20 protein-coding genes and 1 pseudogene are annotated in these 24,387 nt (G+C 47.2%); 16 read left to right on the forward strand and 5 right to left on the reverse strand.

Translation table 11 applies throughout. The annotated features are described in order from the left end of the window. Window positions 1-385 (forward strand): annotated as a pseudogene (locus tag PPA03S_RS15515) (NADP-dependent phosphogluconate dehydrogenase); the annotation flags it as partial. A gap of 519 nt (window positions 386-904) precedes the next feature. Beyond that, the gene (locus PPA03S_RS15520) at window positions 905-1,414 is read left to right on the forward strand and encodes a shikimate kinase (protein WP_245683634.1); all 510 of its coding nucleotides are present in this window, start codon (window positions 905-907) and stop codon (window positions 1,412-1,414) included. Between the two features lie 277 nt (window positions 1,415-1,691). On the opposite strand, the gene PPA03S_RS15525 is transcribed toward PPA03S_RS15520, so the two are convergent. Next, a complete protein-coding gene (locus PPA03S_RS15525; RefSeq protein ID WP_062324228.1) occupies window positions 1,692-1,997 on the reverse strand; it encodes a rhodanese-like domain-containing protein in 306 nt (101 codons plus the stop codon). A gap of 148 nt (window positions 1,998-2,145) precedes the next feature. Here PPA03S_RS15525 and aroA point away from each other — a divergent pair, with 148 nt between their 5' ends. The 4 genes from aroA to ptsP all read left to right on the forward strand — a co-directional run bounded on the left by aroA (window position 2,146) and on the right by ptsP (window position 7,824). Next, the gene (aroA, locus tag PPA03S_RS15530) at window positions 2,146-3,441 is read left to right on the forward strand and encodes a 3-phosphoshikimate 1-carboxyvinyltransferase (RefSeq protein ID WP_062324229.1); all 1,296 of its coding nucleotides are present in this window, start codon (window positions 2,146-2,148) and stop codon (window positions 3,439-3,441) included. 44 nt (window positions 3,442-3,485) lie between these two features. Next, window positions 3,486-3,920 carry a CoA-binding protein gene (locus PPA03S_RS15535; protein WP_053784277.1) on the forward strand — a complete coding sequence of 145 codons (435 nt, stop codon included), beginning with the start codon at window positions 3,486-3,488 and terminating at the stop codon, window positions 3,918-3,920. A gap of 266 nt (window positions 3,921-4,186) precedes the next feature. After that, complete coding sequence (locus PPA03S_RS15540) at window positions 4,187-6,067, forward strand: glucose PTS transporter subunit IIA (protein ID WP_062324230.1); 1,881 nt, start codon at window positions 4,187-4,189, stop codon at window positions 6,065-6,067. After that, window positions 6,064-7,824 (forward strand): phosphoenolpyruvate--protein phosphotransferase, encoded by a 1,761-nt coding sequence (gene ptsP, locus PPA03S_RS15545; protein ID WP_062324231.1) that lies wholly within the window; start codon window positions 6,064-6,066, stop codon window positions 7,822-7,824. Before PPA03S_RS15540 ends, ptsP begins: the two co-directional genes overlap by 4 nt. Window positions 7,825-7,942: 118 nt before the next feature. Here ptsP and PPA03S_RS15550 read toward each other — a convergent pair whose 3' ends face one another. Then, window positions 7,943-8,470: a type 1 glutamine amidotransferase domain-containing protein gene (locus PPA03S_RS15550; RefSeq protein WP_062324232.1), complete on the reverse strand. Its 528-nt coding sequence runs from the start codon at window positions 8,468-8,470 to the stop codon at window positions 7,943-7,945. 272 nt (window positions 8,471-8,742) lie between these two features. Here PPA03S_RS15550 and PPA03S_RS15555 point away from each other — a divergent pair, with 272 nt between their 5' ends. The 4 genes from PPA03S_RS15555 to PPA03S_RS15570 all read left to right on the forward strand — a co-directional run bounded on the left by PPA03S_RS15555 (window position 8,743) and on the right by PPA03S_RS15570 (window position 11,552). Further along, a complete protein-coding gene (locus tag PPA03S_RS15555) occupies window positions 8,743-9,156 on the forward strand; it encodes a hypothetical protein (protein WP_062324233.1) in 414 nt (137 codons plus the stop codon). Window positions 9,157-9,278: 122 nt separating this feature from the next. After that, entirely contained in the window at window positions 9,279-9,626 is a 348-nt protein-coding gene (ytxJ, locus tag PPA03S_RS15560) for a bacillithiol system redox-active protein YtxJ (protein WP_062324234.1), read from the forward strand. Window positions 9,627-9,718: 92 nt separating this feature from the next. Further along, on the forward strand, window positions 9,719-10,732 hold the full coding sequence (gene ccpA, locus PPA03S_RS15565; protein ID WP_024631149.1) for a catabolite control protein A: 1,014 nt from the start codon (window positions 9,719-9,721) through the stop codon (window positions 10,730-10,732). A 124-nt stretch (window positions 10,733-10,856) separates the two neighbouring features. After that, a complete protein-coding gene (locus PPA03S_RS15570; protein WP_062324235.1) occupies window positions 10,857-11,552 on the forward strand; it encodes a 5'-methylthioadenosine/adenosylhomocysteine nucleosidase in 696 nt (231 codons plus the stop codon). Window positions 11,553-11,701: 149 nt separating this feature from the next. Here PPA03S_RS15570 and PPA03S_RS15575 read toward each other — a convergent pair whose 3' ends face one another. After that, on the reverse strand, window positions 11,702-12,334 hold the full coding sequence (locus tag PPA03S_RS15575; RefSeq protein WP_062324236.1) for a GNAT family N-acetyltransferase: 633 nt from the start codon (window positions 12,332-12,334) through the stop codon (window positions 11,702-11,704). 455 nt (window positions 12,335-12,789) lie between these two features. Here PPA03S_RS15575 and acsA point away from each other — a divergent pair, with 455 nt between their 5' ends. Next, window positions 12,790-14,514, forward strand: a complete 1,725-nt coding sequence (gene acsA, locus PPA03S_RS15580; protein ID WP_062324237.1) for an acetate--CoA ligase — start codon at window positions 12,790-12,792, stop codon at window positions 14,512-14,514. Between the two features lie 173 nt (window positions 14,515-14,687). Here acsA and PPA03S_RS15585 read toward each other — a convergent pair whose 3' ends face one another. Together PPA03S_RS15585 and rpsD are read right to left on the reverse strand one after the other, a co-directional pair. Then, entirely contained in the window at window positions 14,688-17,807 is a 3,120-nt protein-coding gene (locus PPA03S_RS15585; RefSeq protein ID WP_062324238.1) for a transglycosylase domain-containing protein, read from the reverse strand. A 361-nt stretch (window positions 17,808-18,168) separates the two neighbouring features. Next, window positions 18,169-18,768 (reverse strand): 30S ribosomal protein S4, encoded by a 600-nt coding sequence (gene rpsD, locus PPA03S_RS15590; RefSeq protein ID WP_062324239.1) that lies wholly within the window; start codon window positions 18,766-18,768, stop codon window positions 18,169-18,171. 467 nt (window positions 18,769-19,235) lie between these two features. On the opposite strand from rpsD, the gene PPA03S_RS15595 reads away from it, so the two are divergent. The 5 genes from PPA03S_RS15595 (at window position 19,236) to PPA03S_RS15615 (ending at window position 24,298) form a co-directional block, all read left to right on the forward strand. Further along, window positions 19,236-21,215 (forward strand): sensor domain-containing diguanylate cyclase, encoded by a 1,980-nt coding sequence (locus PPA03S_RS15595; protein WP_062324240.1) that lies wholly within the window; start codon window positions 19,236-19,238, stop codon window positions 21,213-21,215. Between the two features lie 130 nt (window positions 21,216-21,345). Next, the gene (locus PPA03S_RS15600; RefSeq protein WP_062324241.1) at window positions 21,346-22,212 is read left to right on the forward strand and encodes a hypothetical protein; all 867 of its coding nucleotides are present in this window, start codon (window positions 21,346-21,348) and stop codon (window positions 22,210-22,212) included. Window positions 22,213-22,322: 110 nt separating this feature from the next. After that, complete coding sequence (locus tag PPA03S_RS15605) at window positions 22,323-23,438, forward strand: aminopeptidase (RefSeq protein ID WP_062324242.1); 1,116 nt, start codon at window positions 22,323-22,325, stop codon at window positions 23,436-23,438. A gap of 96 nt (window positions 23,439-23,534) precedes the next feature. Then, window positions 23,535-23,780, forward strand: coding sequence for an HPr family phosphocarrier protein (locus PPA03S_RS15610; protein ID WP_062324243.1), 246 nt, complete (start codon window positions 23,535-23,537; stop codon window positions 23,778-23,780). Between the two features lie 224 nt (window positions 23,781-24,004). Further along, entirely contained in the window at window positions 24,005-24,298 is a 294-nt protein-coding gene (locus PPA03S_RS15615; protein WP_024631139.1) for an Fpa/YlaN family protein, read from the forward strand. The last annotated feature ends 89 nt before the right edge of the window (window positions 24,299-24,387 follow it).

Genomic DNA, 24,387 nt, shown 5'->3' on the forward strand with positions numbered 1-24,387 from the left:
TGCAGCTTCCGATGAGTATGGCTGGGATCTGAAATACGGCAATATCGCCATGATCTTCCGTGGCGGTTGCATCATCCGTTCACAGTTCTTGCAAAACATTAAAGAAGCGTACGACAAAGATGCAGCACTGAAAAACCTGCTTCTGGACCCGTATTTCCAAAATATCGTTGAATCTTACCAAGGCGCATGGCGTGAAGTAGTTGCAGCTGCCGTAACCCAAGGCATCCCGGTTCCTGGATTCTCCAGTGCGTTGTCCTATTATGACAGCTACCGCACAGAGCGTTTGCCTGCAAACCTGCTGCAAGCACAACGTGACTACTTCGGTGCTCACACGTTCAAACGTCTGGACAAAGAAGGAAGCTTCCACCACAACTGGATGGAATAGTATCATATATACGAGTCCGTGAGATTTGGCTAATGCGCCCTGAATCAGGAGCCTTGGCCTGCCGAGAGGCTTAAGAGAGGCTTGGAGATTCGGTTATTGCCGAGGAGCTCCAGGTCTCTTTTTTTACCGTTGTGTATGTATGGGGAGCAGACGGGGCCTGTCCTGCGTCTAACGAATAGGACACTCTATTTCCAGGAAATGAGAAATTTCAATTTTTTATCGAATTGAGGAGTTCTTATTTTGATGATTTGCAGCGGAACTAGGCTGTTTTGACGGTGATTTAGTGAAATAAGTTTAATGAGATTTCTTAGGATTTTAATCGTACTTATTTCCCGTGAATAAGCTCATTGGAGTTCGTTAGGTTACCGATTGGTTATGATTGAGACTTGTGGGGGCTCAAAAGTGCTTGCGGCTGCTGGGAGGATGTCGGGAATAGGATAGCCTTCCCCCGTCCGCAGGGCTGTGTTATGATAGGACAAAAGTGCTCACGAATTGCTTGAAAATAAAGGAGTGTACACCTTGAGCAAGTCTAACAATATTATTCTCATCGGCATGATGGGAACCGGCAAATCAACCGTCGCTGACATGCTCTCACGCGAGCTTGGTTACCGACTGATTGATGTAGACGCCGCGGTGGAGAAAGAGGAAGGCTGTACGATTCCTGAATTGTTCACAGGAAAGGGAGAGACGTATTTCCGCGATGCCGAGAGCCGCATGTTATGCTCGGTGCTGGAGAATAAGTCGCAGGTCATCGCAACCGGAGGCGGTGTGGTTCTGCGTTCGGACAATTGTGATGTCATGTCCAGGAACGGATGGGTGGTTGCCCTGACTGCGGATCCTGCCGTTATAGTACAGCGCGTTAGCGGTTGTGATCATCGTCCACTCTTGGCAGGTAATGCGGAGGAACGTATACAGACGATTATGCAGGAACGGAAGGACGCGTACCGGTTCGCACATTACACAGTGGATACAACAGAGTTATCCGCGGCTGAAGTGACTCGTTTAATTTTAGCGCATTACCGCGTCTAAGCTTGTGATTATTTCATATTTTCGTCAGTAAATGTAGGAATTGATTGTACACAGGAGTACATTGCCGATGCACGGAGAAGGATAACTTTCGCATATGGGAGAAGTTTGTGCCGAAGGAATTAATGGTTCGTGGAGCCGATACATCGGAGTAGGTAGATCTAAAAAACGGGCCGAGGGGCCCGTTTGACATACAGAGGCATGGGCTCAGCCAAGCGATGTAAGACTGCTGATGCAGCTGCTATATATCTCATGCATGAGTCACGCCCCTGATACTATTTTAGTTCTCCTGTTGCCATTGAAGCATACCGCCGACCATGTTCGTGCAGCCATCATATCCTAGCTGCTGTAAATATTCACAGGCACGCTCACTGCGGTAACCGCTCCGACAGATCAGGATAATTTCACCTGATTTCTCGATTTCGGACAGTCTGTCCGGAATTTGCCCAAGGGGGATGTGCTTGGCTCCCTCAATCATGCCTTGCGCGACTTCATCGTCCTCCCGGACGTCTATCATCTGCAGCTTTTCACCCGCCTCTAAACGGCGGCGAAGCTCAGAAGTGTCAATTTCAGCAATTTGTGTCATATTCAGGTCCTCTTTTCTGTATGGACTTAACGCCTATAATGATACCCAAGCGATGCATGGAATGTCAATTTGGCAGAATAGCAGAACTCAAGTAATTACCTTATGAACTCAAGAAGCACATTATACTCAATGAAGGAGAATTTCATCCATGGACGTTATCGTTAATCCGACCCCAACCCTAAACGGGGAAATTGGAGCCCTGTCTTCCAAAAACTACACCACACGCTACTTGCTTGCTGCTGCGCTGGCAGAAGGCACCAGTATAATTCATTATCCAGCACATAGTGAAGATAGTGATGCTATGCGCAGATGTATTCGGGATCTTGGAGCCGTGCTTGAAGAAGATGACAGCAAAATCGTAATCAAGGGCTTTGGCAGCCATCCCCGTGATGTGCGTGAATTAAATGTTGGCAATGCGGGTGCTGTACTGCGCTTCCTGATGGGGGTCACCGCACTTTGCCCTGAAGTAACGTTTGTGAATACGTACCCGGATTCTCTCGGCAAACGTCCACATGATGATCTGATTGATGCACTTGGTCAGCTTGGTGTTGATGTTGAGCACGAGCAAGGGCGTCTGCCGATTACGATCAAAGGCGGTCATGCCAAGGGCGGACATATTCGTGTGTCCGGTTCGGTCAGCTCCCAATACTTGAGTGCATTACTGTTTGTGACACCTCTGCTTGCAGAAGACAGCACCATTGAAGTGCTGAATGATCTGAAATCGAAGGTTGTTATTGGGCAGACGCTGGAAGTACTGGAGCAGGCAGGCATCGTCATTCATGCAAGTGATGATTATATGTCCTTCCGCGTACCTGGGGGGCAGGCTTATCAACCGCAGACGTATACCGTTCAGGGAGACTATCCGGGTTCAGCAGCTGTCCTCGCGGCCGCGGCTGTCACTCAATCGGATGTTAAAATTTTGCGATTGATGGAACAGAGCAAACAGGGGGAGCGTGCTATTGTTGACGTTCTGCGCATGATGGAAGTGCCGTTGACGCATGAGAACGATGTGGTACATGTTCAAGGTAACGGTATATTGAAAGCGATCGAATTTGACGGAGATGCCGCGACGGATGCGGTGCTCGCGATGGTAGCTGCGGCTGTATTTGCGGAAGGGACCTCACGGTTCTATAATGTAGAGAACTTACGTTATAAGGAATGTGACCGAATTACAGATTATTTGAACGAGCTGCGGAAGGCAGGTGCCAACGTAGAGGAACGTCAAGCCGAGATTATCGTACACGGTCGTCCGGAAGGTGTCGAAGGCGGCGTTGAGATCAACGCTCACTACGATCATCGTGTAATTATGGCGCTCACTGTTGTTGGTCTGCGTTCCAAGGAGCCGCTCCGTATTCGGGATGCACACCATGTAGCCAAGTCTTATCCACAATATTTCGATCATTTGCAGGCGCTTGGCGCCTCGGTTCAATGGGTAAAAGAGTAAAAGAATAAAAGAACACGATAAGCAGAAAAGGATGGTGCTTGAACATGGAATTTAACAATCCTACTCGTGAAGAAATTGGACAACTTTTGCGCAAGGCAGGCAACATCGCAGTGGTCGGCTTATCGGACAAATCGGATCGTACCTCCTATATGGTTGCAGAGGCCATGCAAAGCAGAGGTTATCGTATCATACCGGTAAATCCACAAGTGCAAGGCGAGATTCTCGGTGAGACGGTATATGCTACATTGGCTGACATTCCTGAGCCGGTTGACATTGTGAACGTATTCCGCCGTGATGAATATTGTGCGGATGTCGCTCGTGAAGCTGCCGCGATCAAGGCGAATGTATTATGGCTCCAGCTTGGTATTCACAGTGATGAAGCCGTACAGATTGCTGCTGAGAACGGAATGACAGCCGTGACGAATCGTTGTATCAAGGTAGAGGATTCCATCGTTCTGCGCGGTGCTGGACGCGGTTAAATCTCGATTCTTGAAAATCCCGTTAACCTCGAGTTGACGGGATTTTTTCTGTTTTATGAAAAACATAGGAACTCACCTGCAGATTAGAGGAATGAAGTTGAAATCAAAGCGCTGTTCCGCTCCATGTACTAATGGGCGACCACAGATATGCACTCCTTTTTGTCATGTCTGAAGGCAGAGGGATACAAATTGCCAACAGTTTACTGTTTTGCTTTGACAAAACGTTGCGTAAAGCTTACCATCTAGGATAGAAAGGAGAGGTCGCCATGAATTGGCTCGGATCCTTGCAGCAGCTCGGACGAGCGGTAATGCTGCCTACAATGGTCCTGCCCGCCGCCGCAATTTTGCTGAGTGTTGGCAGTTTGCCCTGGGACGCCTGGGGATTGAAAGTTGTTGGTGAAGTGTCTACCGTGGCCGGACACGGTATTTTTTATTTTTTGCCGTATTTGTTCGCTGTCGGTGTAGCACTGGGACTCTCCAACCAGGCCGGACAAGCGGGACTCGCTGCTCTGGCTGGTATTGTGATATATGATCAGGTGACTCGCAATTTCGGGGATGGCACCATTCAACCTGCTTCCTTAATCGGAATTATTCTCGGCGCACTCGCCGGGGTGACGCATAATCGGTTCAAAAGCATTAAACTGCCCGAAATCTTACAGTTTTTTGGCGGCTCAAGATTTGTTTTGCTCATTGTTGGACTGTGCTCTGCACTGTTCTCCTTTTTTATGTTATGGATCGCACCCATTCTGCAGCATGCATTGAACGCCATCGCCACCTGGGAGTACAGTCTCGGCGGTTTTGGGCTGTTTATATATGGGGTCCTGTACAGGGTGCTGGTGGCCTTTGGACTGCATCATCTGCTTAACAATGTGTTCTGGTTCCAACTGGGAACGTATGAAACAGCAGACGGAAATATTGTGCAAGGGGATTTGCCGCGATTTTTTGCAGGCGATCCGACAGCAGGGTATTTTATGGCCGGGTTGTTCCCGATCATGATGTTTGCCATTCCAGCGATTGCCTTTGCGATTATCCAGGAGGCAAGGGAAGATCTGAAGCCGAAAATCAAAAAAACATTTCTAACTTCCGCACTTGTTTGTTTTCTGACAGGGGTATCGGAGCAGATTGAGTTTGCCTTTTTATTTGCGGCACCTTATCTGTTTATCGTACATGCCGTCATGTCGGGTCTTGCGATGTGGATCAGCTATTGGCTGGATATACGCCATGGTTTCTCCTATTCGGCTGGAATTATTGACTACATACTCAATTTTCATCTATCGGAGAATGCGTGGAAGCTCATACCGATTGGCATACTATATGGGTTGGTCTATTATTTCCTGTTCAGGTGGGCGATTCGAACGTTCAAGATTCCAACTCCAGGACGCGAAGAGGGGTCCATGCTGGAGGATTGGGTAGGTAACATACCTTATCAGGCTCCTCTTATTTTGGAAGCACTGGGTGGGAAAGAAAACATTGTGCAGGTAGAGGCCTGTATTACACGGCTTCGGCTCACCGTGCATAATGATCGTTTAATCGATACTGGTGCAATGAAGAGTATGGGGTCGGCAGGTCTCATCAAGCTGGGTGGCGGTAACGTACAAGTCGTATTTGGCACCTATTCGGAGCTAATCCGGGAAGAGATTGCGAAGCTGCTCGAACGGGATCTGCAGCAGGTTCTGTTCTGCGCTCCGGTGCAGGGTAAAATGTTACCGATTGAAGAGGTACCTGACCAGATTTTCGCAGCCAAGCTTGTGGGTGATGGAGTCGCCTTTGTCCCGGAAAAGGGAGAGCTGGTCTCACCTGTGTACGGAACGATTATGCACATGTATCCGACGATGCATGCTCTGGGGATTTCAACCCGGGAAGGACTTGAGGTCCTGTTGCATATCGGAATCGACACATCCCAGTTGAAAGGCCACTTTGAGGCCTTTGTTCAAGAAGGGGATACGGTTGAGCCGGGGCAGTTGCTGATCAAGTTTGACCTGGCTGTATTGAGAGCCGAGGCCGCATCACTGACGACACCGATGGTGATCACGAATCCGGATCGTGTCAAATCATGGAGCTTTGCTCCATTTAAGCAAGTTAAGAAAGGTCAGGCATCCGTTATGTCCGTGGTGCTCTATGACAGGAACGTTGGAGGGGTAGAATGAAGATACAAGGCATCAACGGCGCTGCAGGCATAGCCATCGGCAAAGCATTTGTCCTGCCCAGTTGGGAATGGGATCTGCCGGATCAGAAGATGGATTCGGTGGATCTCGCCCAAGAGTTCGAACGGCTGTACGAGGGCATACGGACATCGAAGGATGAGATCGAATATATCAAGAATGAGTTCAAGGAAGTCGTTGGGCCGGAAGAGTCCAGCATCTTTGATGCCCATCTGGCGATTCTGGAAGATCCCGTATTCATGAACGAGATTCGTGGCATAATTGAACGTCAATACAAGGCGGCAGAAGTGGCCGTCAAAGAAGCGATCGATCATTTTGTCACCATGTTTGATCTGCTTGACGATGAATATATGAAGGAACGCGCCATAGACATCAAGGACGTTGGAAACCGATTGTTAAAGCATTTGCTGGGTGCACCGGAAATTACGCTTCCATCGGATACACAACCTTATATCCTCGTGGCTAAAGAGCTGTCTCCCTCCCAACTGGCGCATTTGAATCCAAGTCATGTGCTGGGCATTGTGACCCTCATCGGAGGTAAAACGTCACACTCCGCTATTATGGCCCGGGCTCTTGGCATTCCACTCGTTTCCGGTCTGGAAGCGAGTCTTGGCATGCCGGTAGAGACCGGGGATATGCTGGTTGTCGATGGAGATAACGGCCTGGTATTTACAGAACCGGATCGCAAGACGATTGAACGTTACACGATGATTCGCAGCAAACAATTGAAGAAAAAAGAACAGCTGCAGGTACTTGCTACAGTGGATGCGGTGACCAAAGACGGCTCCGTTCTGCATCTGGCTTCTAACATCAGTTCCGTCAAGGAACTGGATATGGCACTGAAACATGGGGCGAAGGGCGTAGGATTGTTCCGGACAGAGTTCCTCTACATGGACCGGGCCACATTCCCGGGTGAGCAGGAGCAATATGAGGTCTATCGTCTTGTTGCTGAGAAAACGGCAGGTCAGTCTGTAGTTATTCGGACGCTCGATATTGGCGGTGACAAGCAGCTCGATTATTTCGAACTCCCGGAAGAAGATAACCCGTTTCTGGGATATCGTGCAATTCGAATCAGTCTGGACCGCAAAGATCTGTTCAAAACACAGCTTACAGCCATTTTGCGGGCCAGTGCTGCCGGTAATGTTAAGATTATGTACCCGATGATCTCTTCGGTAGAAGAACTTCAGGAGGCCAATGAAATCCTGCGTGAAGCGATGTCTGACCTGGACGAGCGAGAGCTGCCGTACGATCCGCATATTCAGGTGGGGATCATGATCGAGGTGCCGGCAGCGGTGATGATCGCCGATCTGCTTGCGGAGGAAGCTGATTTCTTCAGTATCGGTACAAATGATTTAGTGCAATATGTACTGGCTGTAGACCGAATGAACGAGCAGATTGCTCACATGTATCACCCGTATCATCCTGCCGTACTGCGAATGCTGCGCGCGACAGTGGAAGCGGCCCATGCTGCAGGGATTGATGTCAGTGTGTGTGGAGAGATGGCCGGAGACGAGCGTTCCATTCCTATATGGCTGGAGCTAGGTATAAGCAATTTGAGCATGTCCCCACAATCCTTGCTGCGTGTGAAGCACAGGGTATTGAATACGACAACTGCGGCTGCCAAAGAGGCAGCACAGGATTGCTTCACCCTGCGGACAAGTGCAGACATCGAACAGCGACTGCAGGTCTTCAATGATTCGATGGGCAGCCCGGATGAACAAAGCGGATCCAATGCATCGTAGATTGGTTAATTTCAATTAAATACCTTTAAATGAAAATAATTACTTTTGTACAATTTTGGTAAAAAGAAGCATTAATAGCAAAACCCCACGCCATATCAATATGGCATGGGGTTTTGTTTTATTTTCCAGCAAGGGCATCGCAGAATGCTTTGCCATACGGAGGAAGGTCAGGTGGACGGCGAGCTGAAATGATGTGTCCATCCACAACAACGGCTTCATCTTTCCAGATGGCTCCGGCATTTTCCATGTCATCCCGGATACCCGGTGTAGATGTGACCGTAACCCCGTCGAGTATTTTGGCGGAGATCAGTACCCACCCTGCATGACAGATTTGTCCAATGGGTTTCTGATCCGCATGCATTTCCTTGACGAGCTCAAGTACTTTGGGATAGCGTCTCAGCTTGTCCGGTGCCCAACCTCCGGGTACAAGAATCCCATCATATTGTGCGCTGTCGAGTTCTTCAAAACTGTATTCCGCCTCGGCGGGAACACCATATTTTCCGATGTAGGTTTTGCCTTTTTTCTCTCCGGCGAGATGCACTTCGGCACCTTCCTCCCGAACACGATGCACCGGATACCACAGTTCCAGATCTTCGAATTCTTCATCGACCAGGGCGATGACTTTTTTGCCTGTTAATCTCATCATCATCTCTCCTTTTGCGGTAATTAGCACATAGCGTCTTTATTGTAACAGATTCTCATGGCAACTTCATGGTGATGCATATTCCCCATCCACGCAAGCGATTACAACTCCATGAATGCCTACATTTGACAACCTTCATCTGGGGGCAGTGGTAATTTGTGCAACCTATGGTTTATAGCAGGATTTGAGCGGAAATAGGTCGAATGGTATCTATATAAGAGCAAAGAACGAATGAGGTGATGACTGTGCGTAAGACGTGCAGATGCGGACATGTAATGGAATTGGAATTAAGAACGGTGGTATACGCCAAAAAAGTGGAGATTCGTAACGTACCTGTATTTGCGTGTACAGATTGTGTTTCCTACGAAGTACTTCAGCCGGTCAAGCCGGATTTGAAAGCGTGCATCAGTACGCTGGGTGAACAGCCTGCGAAACAGGATGTATCGTTTGGGGAGAGAAATGAACTTGCGGATCTCTTTCATGAACAGTTGCTGGCCTGGCCTGATGCTACGGATCGTGAGATGGAGCAGCGGATGCAGTCCGCTGTAGAACAACGTATTAACCTGCTGCTGGATATTATGGGATACGCCCAGAAATCCGGTGATGAAGAGTGGATTGAGACAACGCAGCGCAGATTGGGGCAATTAGCCGGCTTTGTATGGCAGGCGCATTTCTCAAACGCTGTCTAATTTTGACGTGTGAAATGCTTGTTTTCATGAAAATTGGCTTTTTCGCCCGCTTTTTGTTAAGATATCGTAGAGTGAAAACGCTCAACATAGCGGTATTCCTGATAAAGGGGGATGTATATCAAATGGCTGACATGACTAAAATGACAAGTATTGAGCAGCTAAACTCCGCAGTGGAGGCTACCGAGGATCAACCCTTGCTTCTGTTTAAGCATAGTACACGCTGCCCAATTAGCGCGAACGCTTATCAGGAGATGAACGATTATTTGCAAAATAGTCCAGATGAACAAGTGAAATACGGTATCATTTATGTGGTGGAAGACCGCCCAGTTTCCAACGAAGCAGCGGACAAGTTGGGTGTTAAGCACGAATCTCCGCAGGCGATTCTAGTCAAAAAGGGAATTCCTGTATGGCATACTTCCCACTCGAATATTACTTCAACCACAATCATGAAAGCGCTGCGTGAGTCCTAAAGCCTATTTTAATTGATTAATGCATAAATTTGTCGTAATATAAATCTTAATGAAAATGGTATGAAAATTTACTGGTAATGGAGAGAAGTACTGTGACGGTAACCATTTATGATGTGGCACGTGAAGCCGGTGTCTCTATGGCAACGGTATCACGGGTTGTTAATAATAACCCTAATGTGAAGCCACAGACACGCAAAAAAGTATATGAAGCCATCGATCGGCTTGGATATCGTCCGAATGCGGTAGCCAGAGGTCTGGCGAGCAAGAAGACAACCACGGTCGGGGTCGTCATTCCGGACATTTCGAACTCAACCTTTGCAGAGATTGCCCGCGGAATTGAAGATATTGCAAATATGTATCACTACAACATTATTTTGTGTAACGCGGATAAGAAGAAAGAAAAAGAAATTCGTGTAATTAACACCCTGCTGGAAAAACAGGTCGATGGACTGCTCTTCATGGGCGGAACCGTGACGGATGAGCATATTCAAGCCTTCCAGTCAGCGGCAGTGCCGATTGTACTCTGTGCAACAAGTGACGAGAAGGGCACGTACCCTTCTGTTGATATCGATCATGAAGCTGCGGCATTTGACGCTGTGAATACCTTGATCCGTCATGGACACAAGGAAATCGCGATGATCAGTGGTACACTGCAAGACCCTGCCAACGGTTATGCTCGTTTCCAAGGATACAAGAAAGCGCTTGAAGCAGCAGGTATGGAATATCAGGAAGATCTCGTGCGCATCGGTAACTATCGTTATGAGTCCGGTGTGGAAGCGATGAAGTATTTCCTCGGATTGAAGAAAAAACCATCAGCAATTTTCGCTGCGACAGATGAAATGGCGATTGGAGCTATTCACAGTATTCAGGATGAAGGTCTGAAAGTACCGGATGACTTCTCCATCATTAGTGTGGATAACATTCGCATGGCCTCCATGGTCCGTCCTCAGTTGACAACTGTGGCTCAACCGATGTATGACCTGGGTGCTGTAGCGATGCGTTTGCTGACCAAGCTGATGAAGAAAGAAAATGTGGAGAACCCACGGGTTATTTTGCCGCATGAAACGATCCTTCGTTTGTCTGTAAGTCACGCGGACGTCGTTTAATTTCAGGCGTTGGCATAAGAAAGGGAGAAGGCATTCTCTCTACATAGTGGAATGACGAAAGCTCCGGAAACGGAGCTTTTGTGCTGAAATGCAGAATTCAGAATGATATATAGGAGGTCAGACCATGCGTGAAACGATTGGCATTATGGGTGCAATGGATGAGGAAGTAGAACTTCTCTTGGCTGGGATGAAGCAGCTGGAGACTGTGAAACAAACCGGTATTACCTATGTCGCTGGCGAATGGCTGGGCAAGCAAATTGTGGTTTGCAAATCCGGTGTTGGTAAAGTGAATGCAGCTGTGACGACACAGATTTTGATTGACCGTTTCCAGGTTAACCGTATTATCTTCACAGGTGTGGCGGGTGCAGTTCATCCGGAGCTGAACATTGGGGATATGGTCATCTCGTCGGTGTGTGTACAGCATGATATGGATGTGACACCACTTGGGTTTGAGCGCGGCGTTATCCCTTATCAAGAGACGTCTGCCTTCCCGGCGGAATCATCATTGATCGCGCTGGCTGAAGAAGCCTGCAAAGCGCAGGGAGCGAACTATCTGATCGGCAAAGTGCTATCAGGAGATCAATTCATTGCGGACAAGGATACGGTGAACATGCTGTATACCCAAATGGATGGGGCATGTGCGGAGATGGAGGGAGCTGCCGTAGCGCAAGTGAGCTTCATGAACCGTGTCCCATTCGTTGTACTTCGTGCCATGTCTGACAAAGCGGATGGTTCAGCACATGTGAATTTTGCCGAGTTTACGGTGGAGTCTTCCCAGCGTTCTCACCGGATCGTGGAACATATGCTGGAACATATGTAACCCTCTAAAGAATGCATATGTTGTGCATGATAAAGTTAAAAAGGCAACAAAAACCGCTTAATCATAACCGTTCATCCGTGATGAATCTGTTCATGAAAAGGCGGTTTTTTATGTATACATTTTCGGAAATTATCCATGTCGGTTTGTAATCAGTACATAAAACGATGGCGGAATCGCACTCGGTCGAACTGCTCTTCCGATTCCAGGGGCACTTGGCTGCCAATGCGTACCATGAGGCAGTTTGCCGGATGCGAACAGATCTCGGGATCATCCGTGGCGTACCAGGTCATATCAACAGATTGCATCAATTTTTCCATCATCTTGCGATAATCCCATACCGAAAGGGCGCTGCCCTTCAAATCCCAATGCCAGTAATATTCTGTTGTAAATACGATATATTTCTCCATCTGTCCATTTTCAAACGCAGTGAGCAGCATTTCCCGTCCAATCCCCAGCGATCTGTAGGCATCTGCAACCTCAATAGCACCCAGCTCAATCAGATCGGTCATATTGCCTTCGGACCAACGTTCGCATTCATCTGCATAATGGAACGTTACGTAGCCGACAATGGTCTCATTTTCCCGTGCAATGATGATTCGACCTTCGGGCAATGCGGCAATTTCGGCCAATGCCTCCTGCTGCTCCGAAGGGCGTCTGAAGGCATCCAGATCTGCATGAAATTCAAGCTGCTTAATCGTCTCGGCCTGAACGGGTCCTTCAATGATGATTCGGCGGCCGGACTTGAAGATGGAACGCATATGATACTCCTTGATATGCTCCATAGTTCATGCTCCTCTCTCCCCCTACTTGTAGAGGTTGTTCAAAAAGTCCGCTTTTGATTACGAAGGATGCCTAATGGCATCATCAGCATCGAATATGGAATTCAGCCGAAATGTCCGTTGCTCACGTAGTTTTCCCTACGCTCCGCTACTCCCTTTCTAGCTTCATCCCATCTTCTTGGTACTGAAAACCGATCTTTTTGAACACATATTTATAGCAAAAAACCAAAAATTTGAAAAGCCATAGACGATGATTGAAAAGATTTGCTATAATTGCGTAGACAAAAAATGTTCACAAATCAACAGCAGTTTGGATTCATCGGTTTGGCCTGGCAAGTACATGATGAGAAGTTCTCTCTACTAATGTAAGCGCTAACTGGAAGTTCAGTCAACACAAAGGCAATGAGAAGTGACCCATAATGGGAATCGAGATGTCGAGTTGAAGGAGGCTGGCAAGCATGAGTCAAGCACATGGTGAGATGCTGCAAACGGTTGTGTCTGAATCTAATCTGGGCGATTACACGGAGGCCCGAAGCCGGTTTGATTGGGAATCGGTTGAAAGGCACTTTACGTGGCACGCCAGCGGAAAAGTCAACATGGCGCATGAAGCGATAGACCGTCATGTATTGGAAGGAAGAGGCGGAAGAACAGCACTTTTATACAGTGATGCTTCGCGGGAAGAGGCATATACATTTGCTGATTTAAGTGAGCAGTCGAGTCGCTTCGGTAACGTTCTTCGCAAATATGGAGTAACCAAGGGCGATCGTGTGTTTATTTTTATGCCTCGCAGTCCTGAGCTCTACTTCAGTCTGCTGGGCACATTGAAAGCCGGGGCTGTTGTAGGTCCGTTATTTGAAGCTTTTATGGAGACTGCGGTTAAGGACCGTTTGGAGGATAGCGGAGCTGTGGCACTGGTGACGACTCCTCAATTGCTGGGACGAATCAAACGTTCCGAATTGCCGGAACTCAAGCATATTTTTGTTGTGGGTGGAGGTCCGCAAACGGAAGCAGGACTCATCGACTTTGATGCAGAGATGTCCGCAGCTTCGGATGAGATGGAAGTGGAATGGCTGACTCGTGAAGACGGTCTGCTGATCCATTATACGTCTGGCTCTACAGGCAAACCGAAAGGTGTATATCATGTGCAAAATGCAATGATTCAGCATTATTACACCGGCAAGGTTGTACTCGATCTGCGCGAAGATGACGTATACTGGTGCACCGCTGATCCTGGTTGGGTCACAGGTACATCTTATGGAATTTTTGCACCCTGGTTGAATGGCGTGACCAATGTTATACGTGGGGGACGTTTTAGTCCGCAAGATTGGTACAGCACCATTGAGAAAAATAAAGTCAGCGTATGGTACAGTGCACCGACTGCTTTCCGCATGTTAATGGGGGCGGGCGAAGAGACGATTGCCCAGCATGATCTGAGCAGTCTTCGTCACGTCATGTCCGTGGGTGAGCCTCTTAATCCGGAAGTGGTCCGTTGGGGCTGGAAAGCCTATGGCCAGCGTATTCATGACACCTGGTGGATGACGGAGACAGGTGGACAGCTGATCTGTAACTATCCGGGCATGCCGATCAAACCGGGCTCCATGGGACGTCCATTACCAGGAATTGATGCGGCAATTATTGATGATCGAGGACAGGAGCTTCCGCCATATAGTATGGGGAACCTGGCTATTCGTACTTCCTGGCCGTCCATGATGGCGAAGATCTGGAATAACCCGGCCAAATACGAAGAATACTTCCGACTCTCTGGCTGGTATGTATCCGGAGATTCCGCTTATATGGACGAAGATGGCTACTTTTGGTTCCAGGGCCGGATTGATGATGTGATTAACTCTTCTGGTGAACGGATTGGTCCCTTCGAGGTGGAGAGCAAGCTCGTAGAGCATCCTGCAGTAGCAGAGGCGGGCGTAATCGGTAAACCGGATGTAACTCGGGGAGAGATCATCAAAGCCTTTGTGGCACTCCGTGAGGGGTATGAGCCGACACCTGAGCTGAAGGAAGAGATCTATCGATTTGTAAAAGAGGGCTTGTCTGCTCACGCCGCTCCGCGTGAGATTGAGTTCAAGGATAAACTGCCGAAGACCCGCTCTGGCAAGATTATGCGCCGCGTCCTGAAAGCCTGGGAGCTGGATCTGCCAACGGGCGATCTGTCGACCATTGAGGACTAAAGCTTGAACCAGTCAGCGGATGCAACGCATCTGCCTGTCCCATGATTCCAATATAAAGCCTGATCCGTTTCTCATTGCGGATCAGGCTTTTACTTGTGGTGCCAATGAAAAACAAAACCCCATCCTCAAGATGCGAGAATGGGGTGTAAGAGTATAGCCATAACAACACTGTATTATGGTTGGAAATGTACTGCTCCGGAAGGCTCTGATTCGCCTACGCTGTTGCTGGCGGATACCTTGAACCATCCAGTGGTTGATGCAGGTACACCATAGTCCATGGATGTACCAGAAGTCGTCCCAATTTTAGTGTAAGGAGCTGCGCCCGTTTCACTATAATATACAGCATAACTTTGGACGCCGTCTGCTTCCGGATTGGAGGCCCACTGAATGCGCAGCCCTTGGGTAAGAGCTGTAACACTGACTTGACCAGGCGCAGCCGGAGCCGCAGTGGCGGTGTTCTCATTCTGTGAATCTTCCGGGGTAACTACGGTTCCCGGAACATTAATCGGTTCTTTTACCTCTTCATCTGTAGGAGGCTCTGCTATTCCTGCACTGCTAACTGCTGCGCTAGGGGCAGACTCACGTCCGGCGACATCCACTGCTGTGACGTAGAACGCGAAGTTTCCACCTTGTGCATATGCGGTAAATGACCTGGACTCACCTGTCAGAACAACCTGCCCCTGATTCTGGAATCCGGCGCCGTTGACGGAGCGATAGAGACGATATCCGACGACGTCACTTTCCGGTGTGGCGTTAAATGTAATCACAGCGTTTCCGTTACCAACAGATATTCTCACATTGCCCGGCGCGTCTGGTGCCTTGCCGTTATCCGTTCTTGGATCAATCTGTGTCGGCATATCTGCATCCGCATCTTCCGGCAGGTAATAAGCAAGTGATTCGTGACGATTCATACGTGAGAAAGCACTTTGTAATTCTTTGATGAGATCAGAGATCGGTTTCTTGCGTTTGACGACCGTTTTCTCTTTCGTCATGTCTCCAGGTGTTTGATCACGTGGAATGTAGTTTACACCATTGTAAGTGATATATTTGGCTTTTGCGACACCGTCATCGCTGTCTTTCGGTACAAATTTGCTGTTGAATATATCGGTGACAAATCGGTCTGTCAACGAAGTTGGCAATTTGCCACTATAAGCTGATACGGTTCGTGTCTCAATCCCCGATGGTTTTTTGAACGAATCCGTGACGAACATTTCTTTGTCTGTGGCAATGACTTGATTCATGATTTGGGTCCATAGTTGTTGAGCACGTTTCTTTTGTGATTTGGTTTCCAGTGTGTTGATGGACTGTTTGTATCCAACCCATACCCCCAGTGTGACATCTGGCGTGTAACCTTCAAACCAGACATCCGCATAGTTTTGGGTTGAACCCGTCTTACCTACGATCGGCACACTTTTGGAATACTTGTAATTTTCACGGACTTTATCAGCCGTGCCTTCCGTAATAACGGTGCGGAGCATATCGGTCATCAGGTATGCAGTCTGTTCCGAGAAAGCCTGAACAGGTTCCACATCGTGTTTGTATACGATATTTCCTTTGGAGTCTACAATTTTGCTAATCATATAGGAATCATTGTACACCCCATGGTTGGCAATGGCGCCATAAGCACTAGTGAGCTCCTCAACGGTTACACCGTACTGAAGACCTCCAAGAACGCCGGTCTGGGCCTGGTAATCATTCTTCTGGATGGTGGTAATCCCCAGCTTCTTGGCAAAAGCCCATGATTTGTCGATCCCGACTTCTTCATTGAACAGCTTCAGAGCAGGCACATTCAAGGAGTAGTTCAGTGCTCGGCGGGCTGTTACAAGTCCCTGGTAACGATTGTTGGCATTTTTCGGAATATGGAATCCGTTCGGGCCGTCTTTCAGAATGATCGGTGAATCATCGATAATGGAGGCCGGTTGAACAAGACCTTCATCCAATGCAGGCAGATAAGCCGCAATAGGTTTCATGGTCGAACCTGGCTGACGCAACATCTGGGTTGCGTAGTTCATCTGTTCATCCTGGAAATCACGGCCTTCGATCATACCGAGAATAGCTCCCGTTTTGTGATTGATAAGCATGGCAGCAGTCTGTTCTTTTCCTTTGACGGAATCATCTGCTGAGAAATTACTGTCATCTTCGGCAATGGTACGCATCGTTTTGTACACACTCTTGTTGATCGTTGTGTAGATGCGATATCCACCTGTACGCAATTGCGCCTGGGCTTCTTCCAGCAGTGCGCTGCTTTCTTTCTGCGGCGTCTCTTCCGTACCACCATCAGCTTTAGTAGTAGTTTCCGTATCCGCAGCCTTATCCGAATTCAGTTGTTTCATCAGAATCTGTGCAGCTTGACGTTCCGTTTCCATCATAAGATAAGGATAAGTGTTGTAAGCTTTAATTGTTTTAGGTGCAAGAGAACTTTTGATGTCAAACGCCAGTGCTTCGTTATACTCGGTTTGACCAATTTTGCCCAGTTCCAGCATACGGCGCAATACCAGATGCTGACGATTAATGGCACGCTCAAAATTATCCTCGACAAAGTCGCCTTTTCCATTAAAGGCAGAATAAGAGGAGGGGAGTTGAGGCAATCCCGCGAGATAAGCAGCCTGAGCTGTGTTTAACTTGCCCAAATCATTAATGTTGAACAGACCTTTGGCAGCTGCCTTGATTCCGTAGACATTATATCCACTGGAGCCGTTACCAAAAGGAACCTTGTTCAAGTATGCGGTCATAATCTCGTTCTTGGTCAGGAAACGTTCGAGTCGGAGCGAAAGTAATATTTCTTTCACTTTCCGGTCCTCGGTTCGATCCAGATTTAGAAATACTCGCCGGGCCAATTGTTGAGTCAGTGTGCTTCCGCCTGTTTGGACAGACTCTTTCAGCACCTTCTGTTTCACGGCGCGGAGCGTTCCGCTCGTATCTACACCTTTATGTTCGTAAAAATGATTGTCTTCAATCGAAATGACAGCATCAATAACCTTCTGCGGGATCTGGTCAAAAGTGACCGGACGCCTGTCTTCTTCTGTTCGTAACTGGCCGATCGGACTGCCGTCGGCAAAGTAAGCAAAGCCTGTGATGGAGTTTTCGCTGACTTTTTGTTCAATCAGGGCCCTTGACCGGACGGGCTCGTCTTTAACAATGGAACTGACGTAACCCATCAAAGCACCGCCTACAAATAGCACCCCCATGAATCCGAGGACAACCATCCATTTGACGACACTACCCAGTCTGCGGGCAAAACTGCGCTTGCGGGCAGGCTGTTCATCAGGCTTTTTCTTATTAACATCAACCATTCAGTGTCTTCCTCCTTTTAACAGCACTTATTATAGCATAAAAAGGCGGGTTTGCATGCCTGAGAAATACAAGCAATGGTCGAAAATTGCCATTCTTTCTTGGATATTGATATATATCATGCGAAATTAAATTACATATCATGAGAAGCTCTGAAGAATTTCAGTAAAACGTGGAAGTTGCCTGTCTGCAAAGTCGCTATGAAACGTTGAATCAGCTCAAGCAGCTCCAAAAGGGAGTGTATAGTCTATATCGTTACTTGGGGGTTCATTATGTATATGCATATAAAAAACACATAAAAAAACAGCTGCCGAGAAATCTCGGACAGCTGTTTGGTGTAAAGCTTTAATAAAATCCCAACGATTAACGGTTGTAGAACTCGACGATTTGTTTTTCGTCGATGTCTTGGGACAATTCCGAACGCTCAGGCAAACGAATGAATTTACCTTCCAGAGCTGTATCGTTGAATTCAACGTATGCAGGAAGATGCGAACGGTTTTCCAAAGCTTCCTTAACGGAAGAAAGACCGCGGCTTCTTTCACGCAGGCTGATAACGTCGCCAGTGCTTACTTGGTAAGAAGCGATGTCGACTTTTTTGCCGTTTACAGTTACGTGACCGTGGGATACCAACTGACGCGAACCTGCGCGGGAGTTAGCAAATCCAAGACGGTAAACGAGGTTGTCAAGGCGGCTCTCAAGCAAGAACATGAAGTTTTCACCCGCGATACCTTGCATTTTTTGCGCTCTAGCAAAGAGAGTGCGGAATTGCTTCTCGCCCAAACCGTACATGTGACGCAATTTTTGTTTTTCTTGCAACTGCATACCGTAGTTGCTGATTTTTCTCCGTTGGTTTGCTCCGTGCTGACCTGGAGGGAAAGGACGTTTCAATTCTTTGCCTGTTCCGCTCAGGGAAATGCCGAGGCGACGGCTCAATTTAAATTTAGGACCAGTGTAACGTGCCATGTTTAAAGTAGCTCCTTTTTAGTTAAAGTTCATATAGGGCTCTGTTTGCGCTCCAATTTGTTGATGCGGGCCAAGCCTCGCATAGAACGATCAGGAAAGTTCAGCCGCTGTCCTGAAAGCAACAAAAAGAATGAGGGTGACACAACCGGTACTGCCCAAATTTAAAGACCCATTAGTAGTCTTCATCAACAATTTATTTTACAGTTTACTAGAAGCAAAGTCAAGCGTGTGAGAAACGAAAAAAAACGTCTAAATTTGTCGATAGGTCATTAGGCCCAAAATAATGGGACAATTTTCTGAAATATGGATGCAAAAAACCTTTAAAGAGAGTAAAATAGATTGTATCTTAACTTTAAATGATCTTGTACATTAAGGTTATCGCATAGGATTTGCAGGTTTGCGATAACGTCTGCAGATTAATGCATCCGATAGGTTGGATGCAAAAACGGTGCAAAGGAGCGCCTGACATGTTAGAACATCTAAGAAGTATACCAGCCAGCTTGATTTCGCGAAGTTCGGGCGATTCCGCATCTTCTGTCGCTCCTCACGAAGAGCATGTATTCTGGATGCAAAAAATGGATATCACACCTTTTGATTTTTCATATTTGGGAAGTTTGTTACAGCAAGCATATACCGATTGGCAAACCCAACGTCAGCCAAACACGGGCAGATCTCCAATGATTTATAACGTATGGAATACGGAAGGCATTTGCATGGGGCACGGTAATGAGCAGGCCCCGGGGCTGGATGTATATTCCGTGGTATTGCAATGCATTGAATCAGGACAGGCACAATCATTGCGGGGTTCCACGGAACATGGAGAGTATCTTCTCCTTGCAGAGCCGCTTTTCTCCCGGACTAATCAGGATATGTTCGCTGTATTTACCGCAATAACCTACGAGCAAAATCGATATGAAACGTCTGAAGCCGTTGTTCGATCGGAGGCAATGCATTTTCGTACCTGCTTTTACCGAAGATTTGAATACATATTTATGACGGATCTGTTACGTGCTCATGAGCAAACTGCACGAGAAGAACACCGAAGATCGATTCTATTCCAGATCGTTCAACGGATGCATGACAAAATGGATGTAGATGCAATTCTGGACGAAGTGTTTGACAGCATTGATTATTTATATCCAACCACTTGCATGAAATTGTATATGTCTCAGGATCAGAGCAGCTTCAATCCTAGGATCAAACCTTTGCTTGTTCATGAACGGGGAGAAGATATTTGTGTCCGTTCGTTTATGGAGGGCAAGCTTATCATTGTTCGCTCAGAAGAAAGAGAGCAGCGCATTCTGGAGGTAGGTCTTCCTCTAAAAGGCAAACAAGGCATCTATGGTGTATTTCATATTGAAATGAATCAGGAGTTACTGGAAGATTCCGATCTGAAACTCATCACGATGATGGCAGATACAGCAGGGACAGCCTTTGAAAACGCCAAGTTGCATGAACAATCGAATATGTTAATTCAAGAACTTCGTCTAATCAATGATCTGACGCAACGTTTGAATAAAAGCCTGCAGCTGATGGAGATTTATCAATTCTCCGAGCAGGAGTTGAAGGACATTTTTCAAGCTGAAACATGTTGTATCCTTCAACTGAACGACAGTACGAATCATTTCGAAGTAATGTCATCCAATGTACATGAAATATGCCGCAAATCATTCCCGGTGGACTACGGTATTGTAGGTTTGCTCTATGAGAAAGAAGAACCGCTGATCCTATCTGATTATGCAAAATACGATAAGGTGTCTTCGATATTCATGGATCTTACTGGCTCCATGTCATTGATGGCGTCGCCTCTTCGGGTGAATGGTGAGGTGAAGGGGGCAATCTTGCTGGGACATACGAAAAAGCAATATTTTTCGTATGATAATTACCGCCTGCTCCAGATGCTGTCCATTCATATCGGACTTGCACTCTCCAATGCGACGCTTCATGCCGAGGTGCGGCGTTTGGCGAACTTGGATATGCTGACTGGGCTGTATGTGAGGCATTACCTGGATAGTGTGATCCATGAACGGCAGACGAATGAATTCTGTGGTTCACTGGTTGTCGTAGATATTGACCAGTTTAAGCAGGTGAATGATACGTTTGGGCACCAAACGGGTGATCAGGTATTGAAACAGGTGAGTGATATTGTAACAAGCTCTGTTCGGTCTGATGATATCTCTGCCAGATGGGGCGGGGAAGAGCTGGCCATCTATATGCCGCAGATCGGTTCTCGTCAGGCACTTGAATATGCCGAAATCATTCGCAGAAGGGTGGCCGAAGAGACGAGGCCTCCCGTGACCGTATCCAGTGGTATTGCCGAATGGAACTGGATGGATGAGAAAGTCAGTGTGGAATCGTTATTCTACCGCGCTGATATGGCTCTGTATAGTGCGAAGCATGGCGGTCGGAACCGGATTGTCGTGGAAGAACAGGAAGTTACACGTTAAGAGAGGACTATTCCGTTTGAGGAGTTGTCCTCTCTTTATTTTTGCAAGCAGTAATGCCAAAGGAAGGAAGTATAAGCAAATAAGGGAGGGGCAGGCTATGGAGAAAGTTGACGAAAGGGTGAAGTAGAACATGTTGAACCGTCGGTATGTTCGTGGGCTATTGTTGATTCTAAGTATTGTGGTGGTATGTGCTCCTGGTTGCGGTCTGCTTCAGCAAAATCAAAGTCCGGAGGAATTATTCTCACGAGCACTATCGGGAATTGCCGGTAAAGAAACGTTGAGTTTTGATGGAGAGGCGGGACTGCGACGTGAGAGCAGCGGACTATTTGAGAATCAATTCAAATTTGAAGGCAAGCTTGAGAATCATGATCGACTGACTTTGCAAACGAGGCTGCCTGGAGCTGTTACGGCTGTCGGAACAGGATCAAACGGAGTGAATGCCGCGGCTGTGAACAATAACGGTCAACCGAGCGGATTTAGCGCTTCGTTTGAACGCAAACAAGGACAATGGATGGCTTTAACAGCCGAGCATGAGCCTCTGCGCGGTTCGCTTTCCCGTTTCAATCCAATCGCTCAAATGGAAAGTATCGATCGGTTGAACAAAACAATTAAGTCCGAGTACGGTTCAGGTCGCCGAACCAAAATATTGCGGATTGAACTTGCGCCCAAAGACGCCAAAACCTGGGCACTCGCTCAGCTTCAGGACGAGATGAATGCGATACGTGCAGAGTACATGCACAAGGCCAGCAAGGTTAAGGGAGCGAGTCAGGAGAAGCTGGAGAAGGATTTGAATAAAGTGTGGGAGCAAGGTGAAGCGTCGATGGAACAGATGATGAAGCAGGCCGACGTACAGACGGTATATCATCTTACGGTGGACCGTAAAACCAGCTTGCCTTTGCGACTTTCCTCGGAAAGCCAGGTAGACTATAAAGACATGAACAACAAAAGCAACAAGGAAGCACTGGTCACGGATGTAAACTTCAGGTCTTATGAGTAAATGAGTTTGAGTGACTGCCTGCTGACGGGATCGTTGTAGCATGCTACAATAGTATCGTAATTTACCGTTGTTCAATTCAAAGATGGCAGATGACAGGAGGAGTTTACAAGATGAAGGACCCAAGAATTCAGAAGCTCGCAGCCAATCTGGTGGGCTACTCTGTAGATGTACAGCCCGGTGAAAATGTGCTGGTTGAAATGATCGGCACGGAACGTGATCTGATGAATGCGATCATTGAAGAAGTAGGAAAAAAAGGTGGTAACGTCTTTGTACAACTGACCGACAAGACGGTACAGCGTGCAATGCTGAAAAGTGCGACAGAAGACATGATGAAAACCTGGGCAGAGATCGATCTGAACCGAATGAAGCAAATGGATTGTTACATCGGTATTCGTGCAGGAGAGAATGTGAACGATCTGTCTGATGTGCCAGAAGAAAAAATGAAAATGTACAATTCACTTTATTCTCATCCGGTACATAGTGAGCAGCGGGTTAAACATACGAAATGGGTTGTGCTTCGTTACCCGAATGCAAGCATGGCGCAGCTGGCGAATACGAGCACAGAAGCTTTTGAAGATTTCTACTTCGACGTGTGCAACCTGGATTATGCCAAAATGGACAAAGCACAGGATTCCCTGGCTAACCTCATGAAGCGTACGGACAAAGTCCGGATTACAGGACCTGGAACAGATCTAAGCTTCTCTATTAAAGATATCGGTGCAGAGAAATGTTCTGGCCAAAAAAATATTCCGGATGGCGAAGTGTACAGTGCCCCTGTGCGTGATTCCGTGAACGGAACAATTAGTTATAATACGCCAACGTTGTATAACGGAATTACTTTTGAGAATATCAAGTTCACGTTCAAAGACGGTAAAATTGTTGAAGCCACGAGCAACGACACGGAACGTCTTAATGAAATTCTGAACTCAGATGATGGCGCTCGTCATATCGGTGAGTTCGCCATTGGATTCAATCCACATATTTTGCACCCGATGAAGGACATTCTGTTTGATGAAAAAATCGCAGGCAGCTTGCACTTTACACCAGGGCAGGCATATGAAGAAACAGATAATGGAAACCGCTCCTCCATTCACTGGGATCTGGTATTGATTCAGCGCCCAGACTACGGTGGTGGCGAAATTTATTTTGATGATGTATTGATCCGTAAAGACGGTATTTTCGTTATTCCTGAGCTGGAATGCCTTAATCCAGACCGTCTGAAGTAGGAACAGCATTTTGCTGTTGCTAGGAAAGCGGATTCACGGTATCATGTAGTGGTAATTAATAGATGATACCAAAAGTGAAAAGACGGAGGGATTCCTATGTCGAGTAATAATGCGGCGGTAGTGGAAATTGCCCAAACAGCGGGCAAGTTTACTTCTTCAATCGTGCTTCATTCGGAGAACAAGTATATCGATGTCAAAAGTATTCTCGGGCTGTTTACAACGTTAATCAGTACGCACAGTTATGAACTGCATGTTCATGGCCCGGATGCAGCAGAAGCTAAAGCAGCCATGTCAGAAGTGTTTGCCAAGCATGGACTGAATGTAAGTATCGCATCCGAGTAATGACTCCAGGAAGCATCTCTGCCAATGATGGCAGAGATGCTTTTTTTGAATAGGGTAAACATGTGTACAGCAAGACCTCCGTAAAATCAGGAGATTAGACAGCAATAAAGGTCTTCAGGTTATATGGTTATTTTGGTCAGGTTCTTGTATTAGCTCCTGATTTCGTCTAATATTAGACGTAGAACGTCTTTACGCGATTTTTGGGACATAGGGGGGAAAAATGCATGACTTCATCTGATCTGCAGGACCAGTTGCACTTGAAAGCGATCAGTCTTCTTCAAGAAGATGCAGATAAAATACAGAAGCTTATAGAAGTACAGATGGAGAATCTGGCTACCCGCTACTGCCCTCTCTATGAGGAAGTATTGGATACACAGATGTATGGGTTCTCCAAGGAAGTTGATTTTGCTGTTCGTGCAGGGCTTCTTCCAGAAGGTGCAGGTAAGCAGCTGGTTAGCGCGCTTGAGCGGAATCTGGCAATTCTATATGAAGCTTTGAATAAGAAGAATGAGCAATAGCCTGCAATAGCGTGGGTCAGAATAGAAGGCATGCAGGTGTTTGCATGCTTTTTTTGTACGTTTGAAGCGAAATGGATGTCGGATGTGCT

The organism is Paenibacillus pabuli NBRC 13638, from assembly GCF_001514495.1.
GTDB classification, from domain to species: Bacteria; Bacillota; Bacilli; order Paenibacillales; family Paenibacillaceae; genus Paenibacillus; species Paenibacillus pabuli.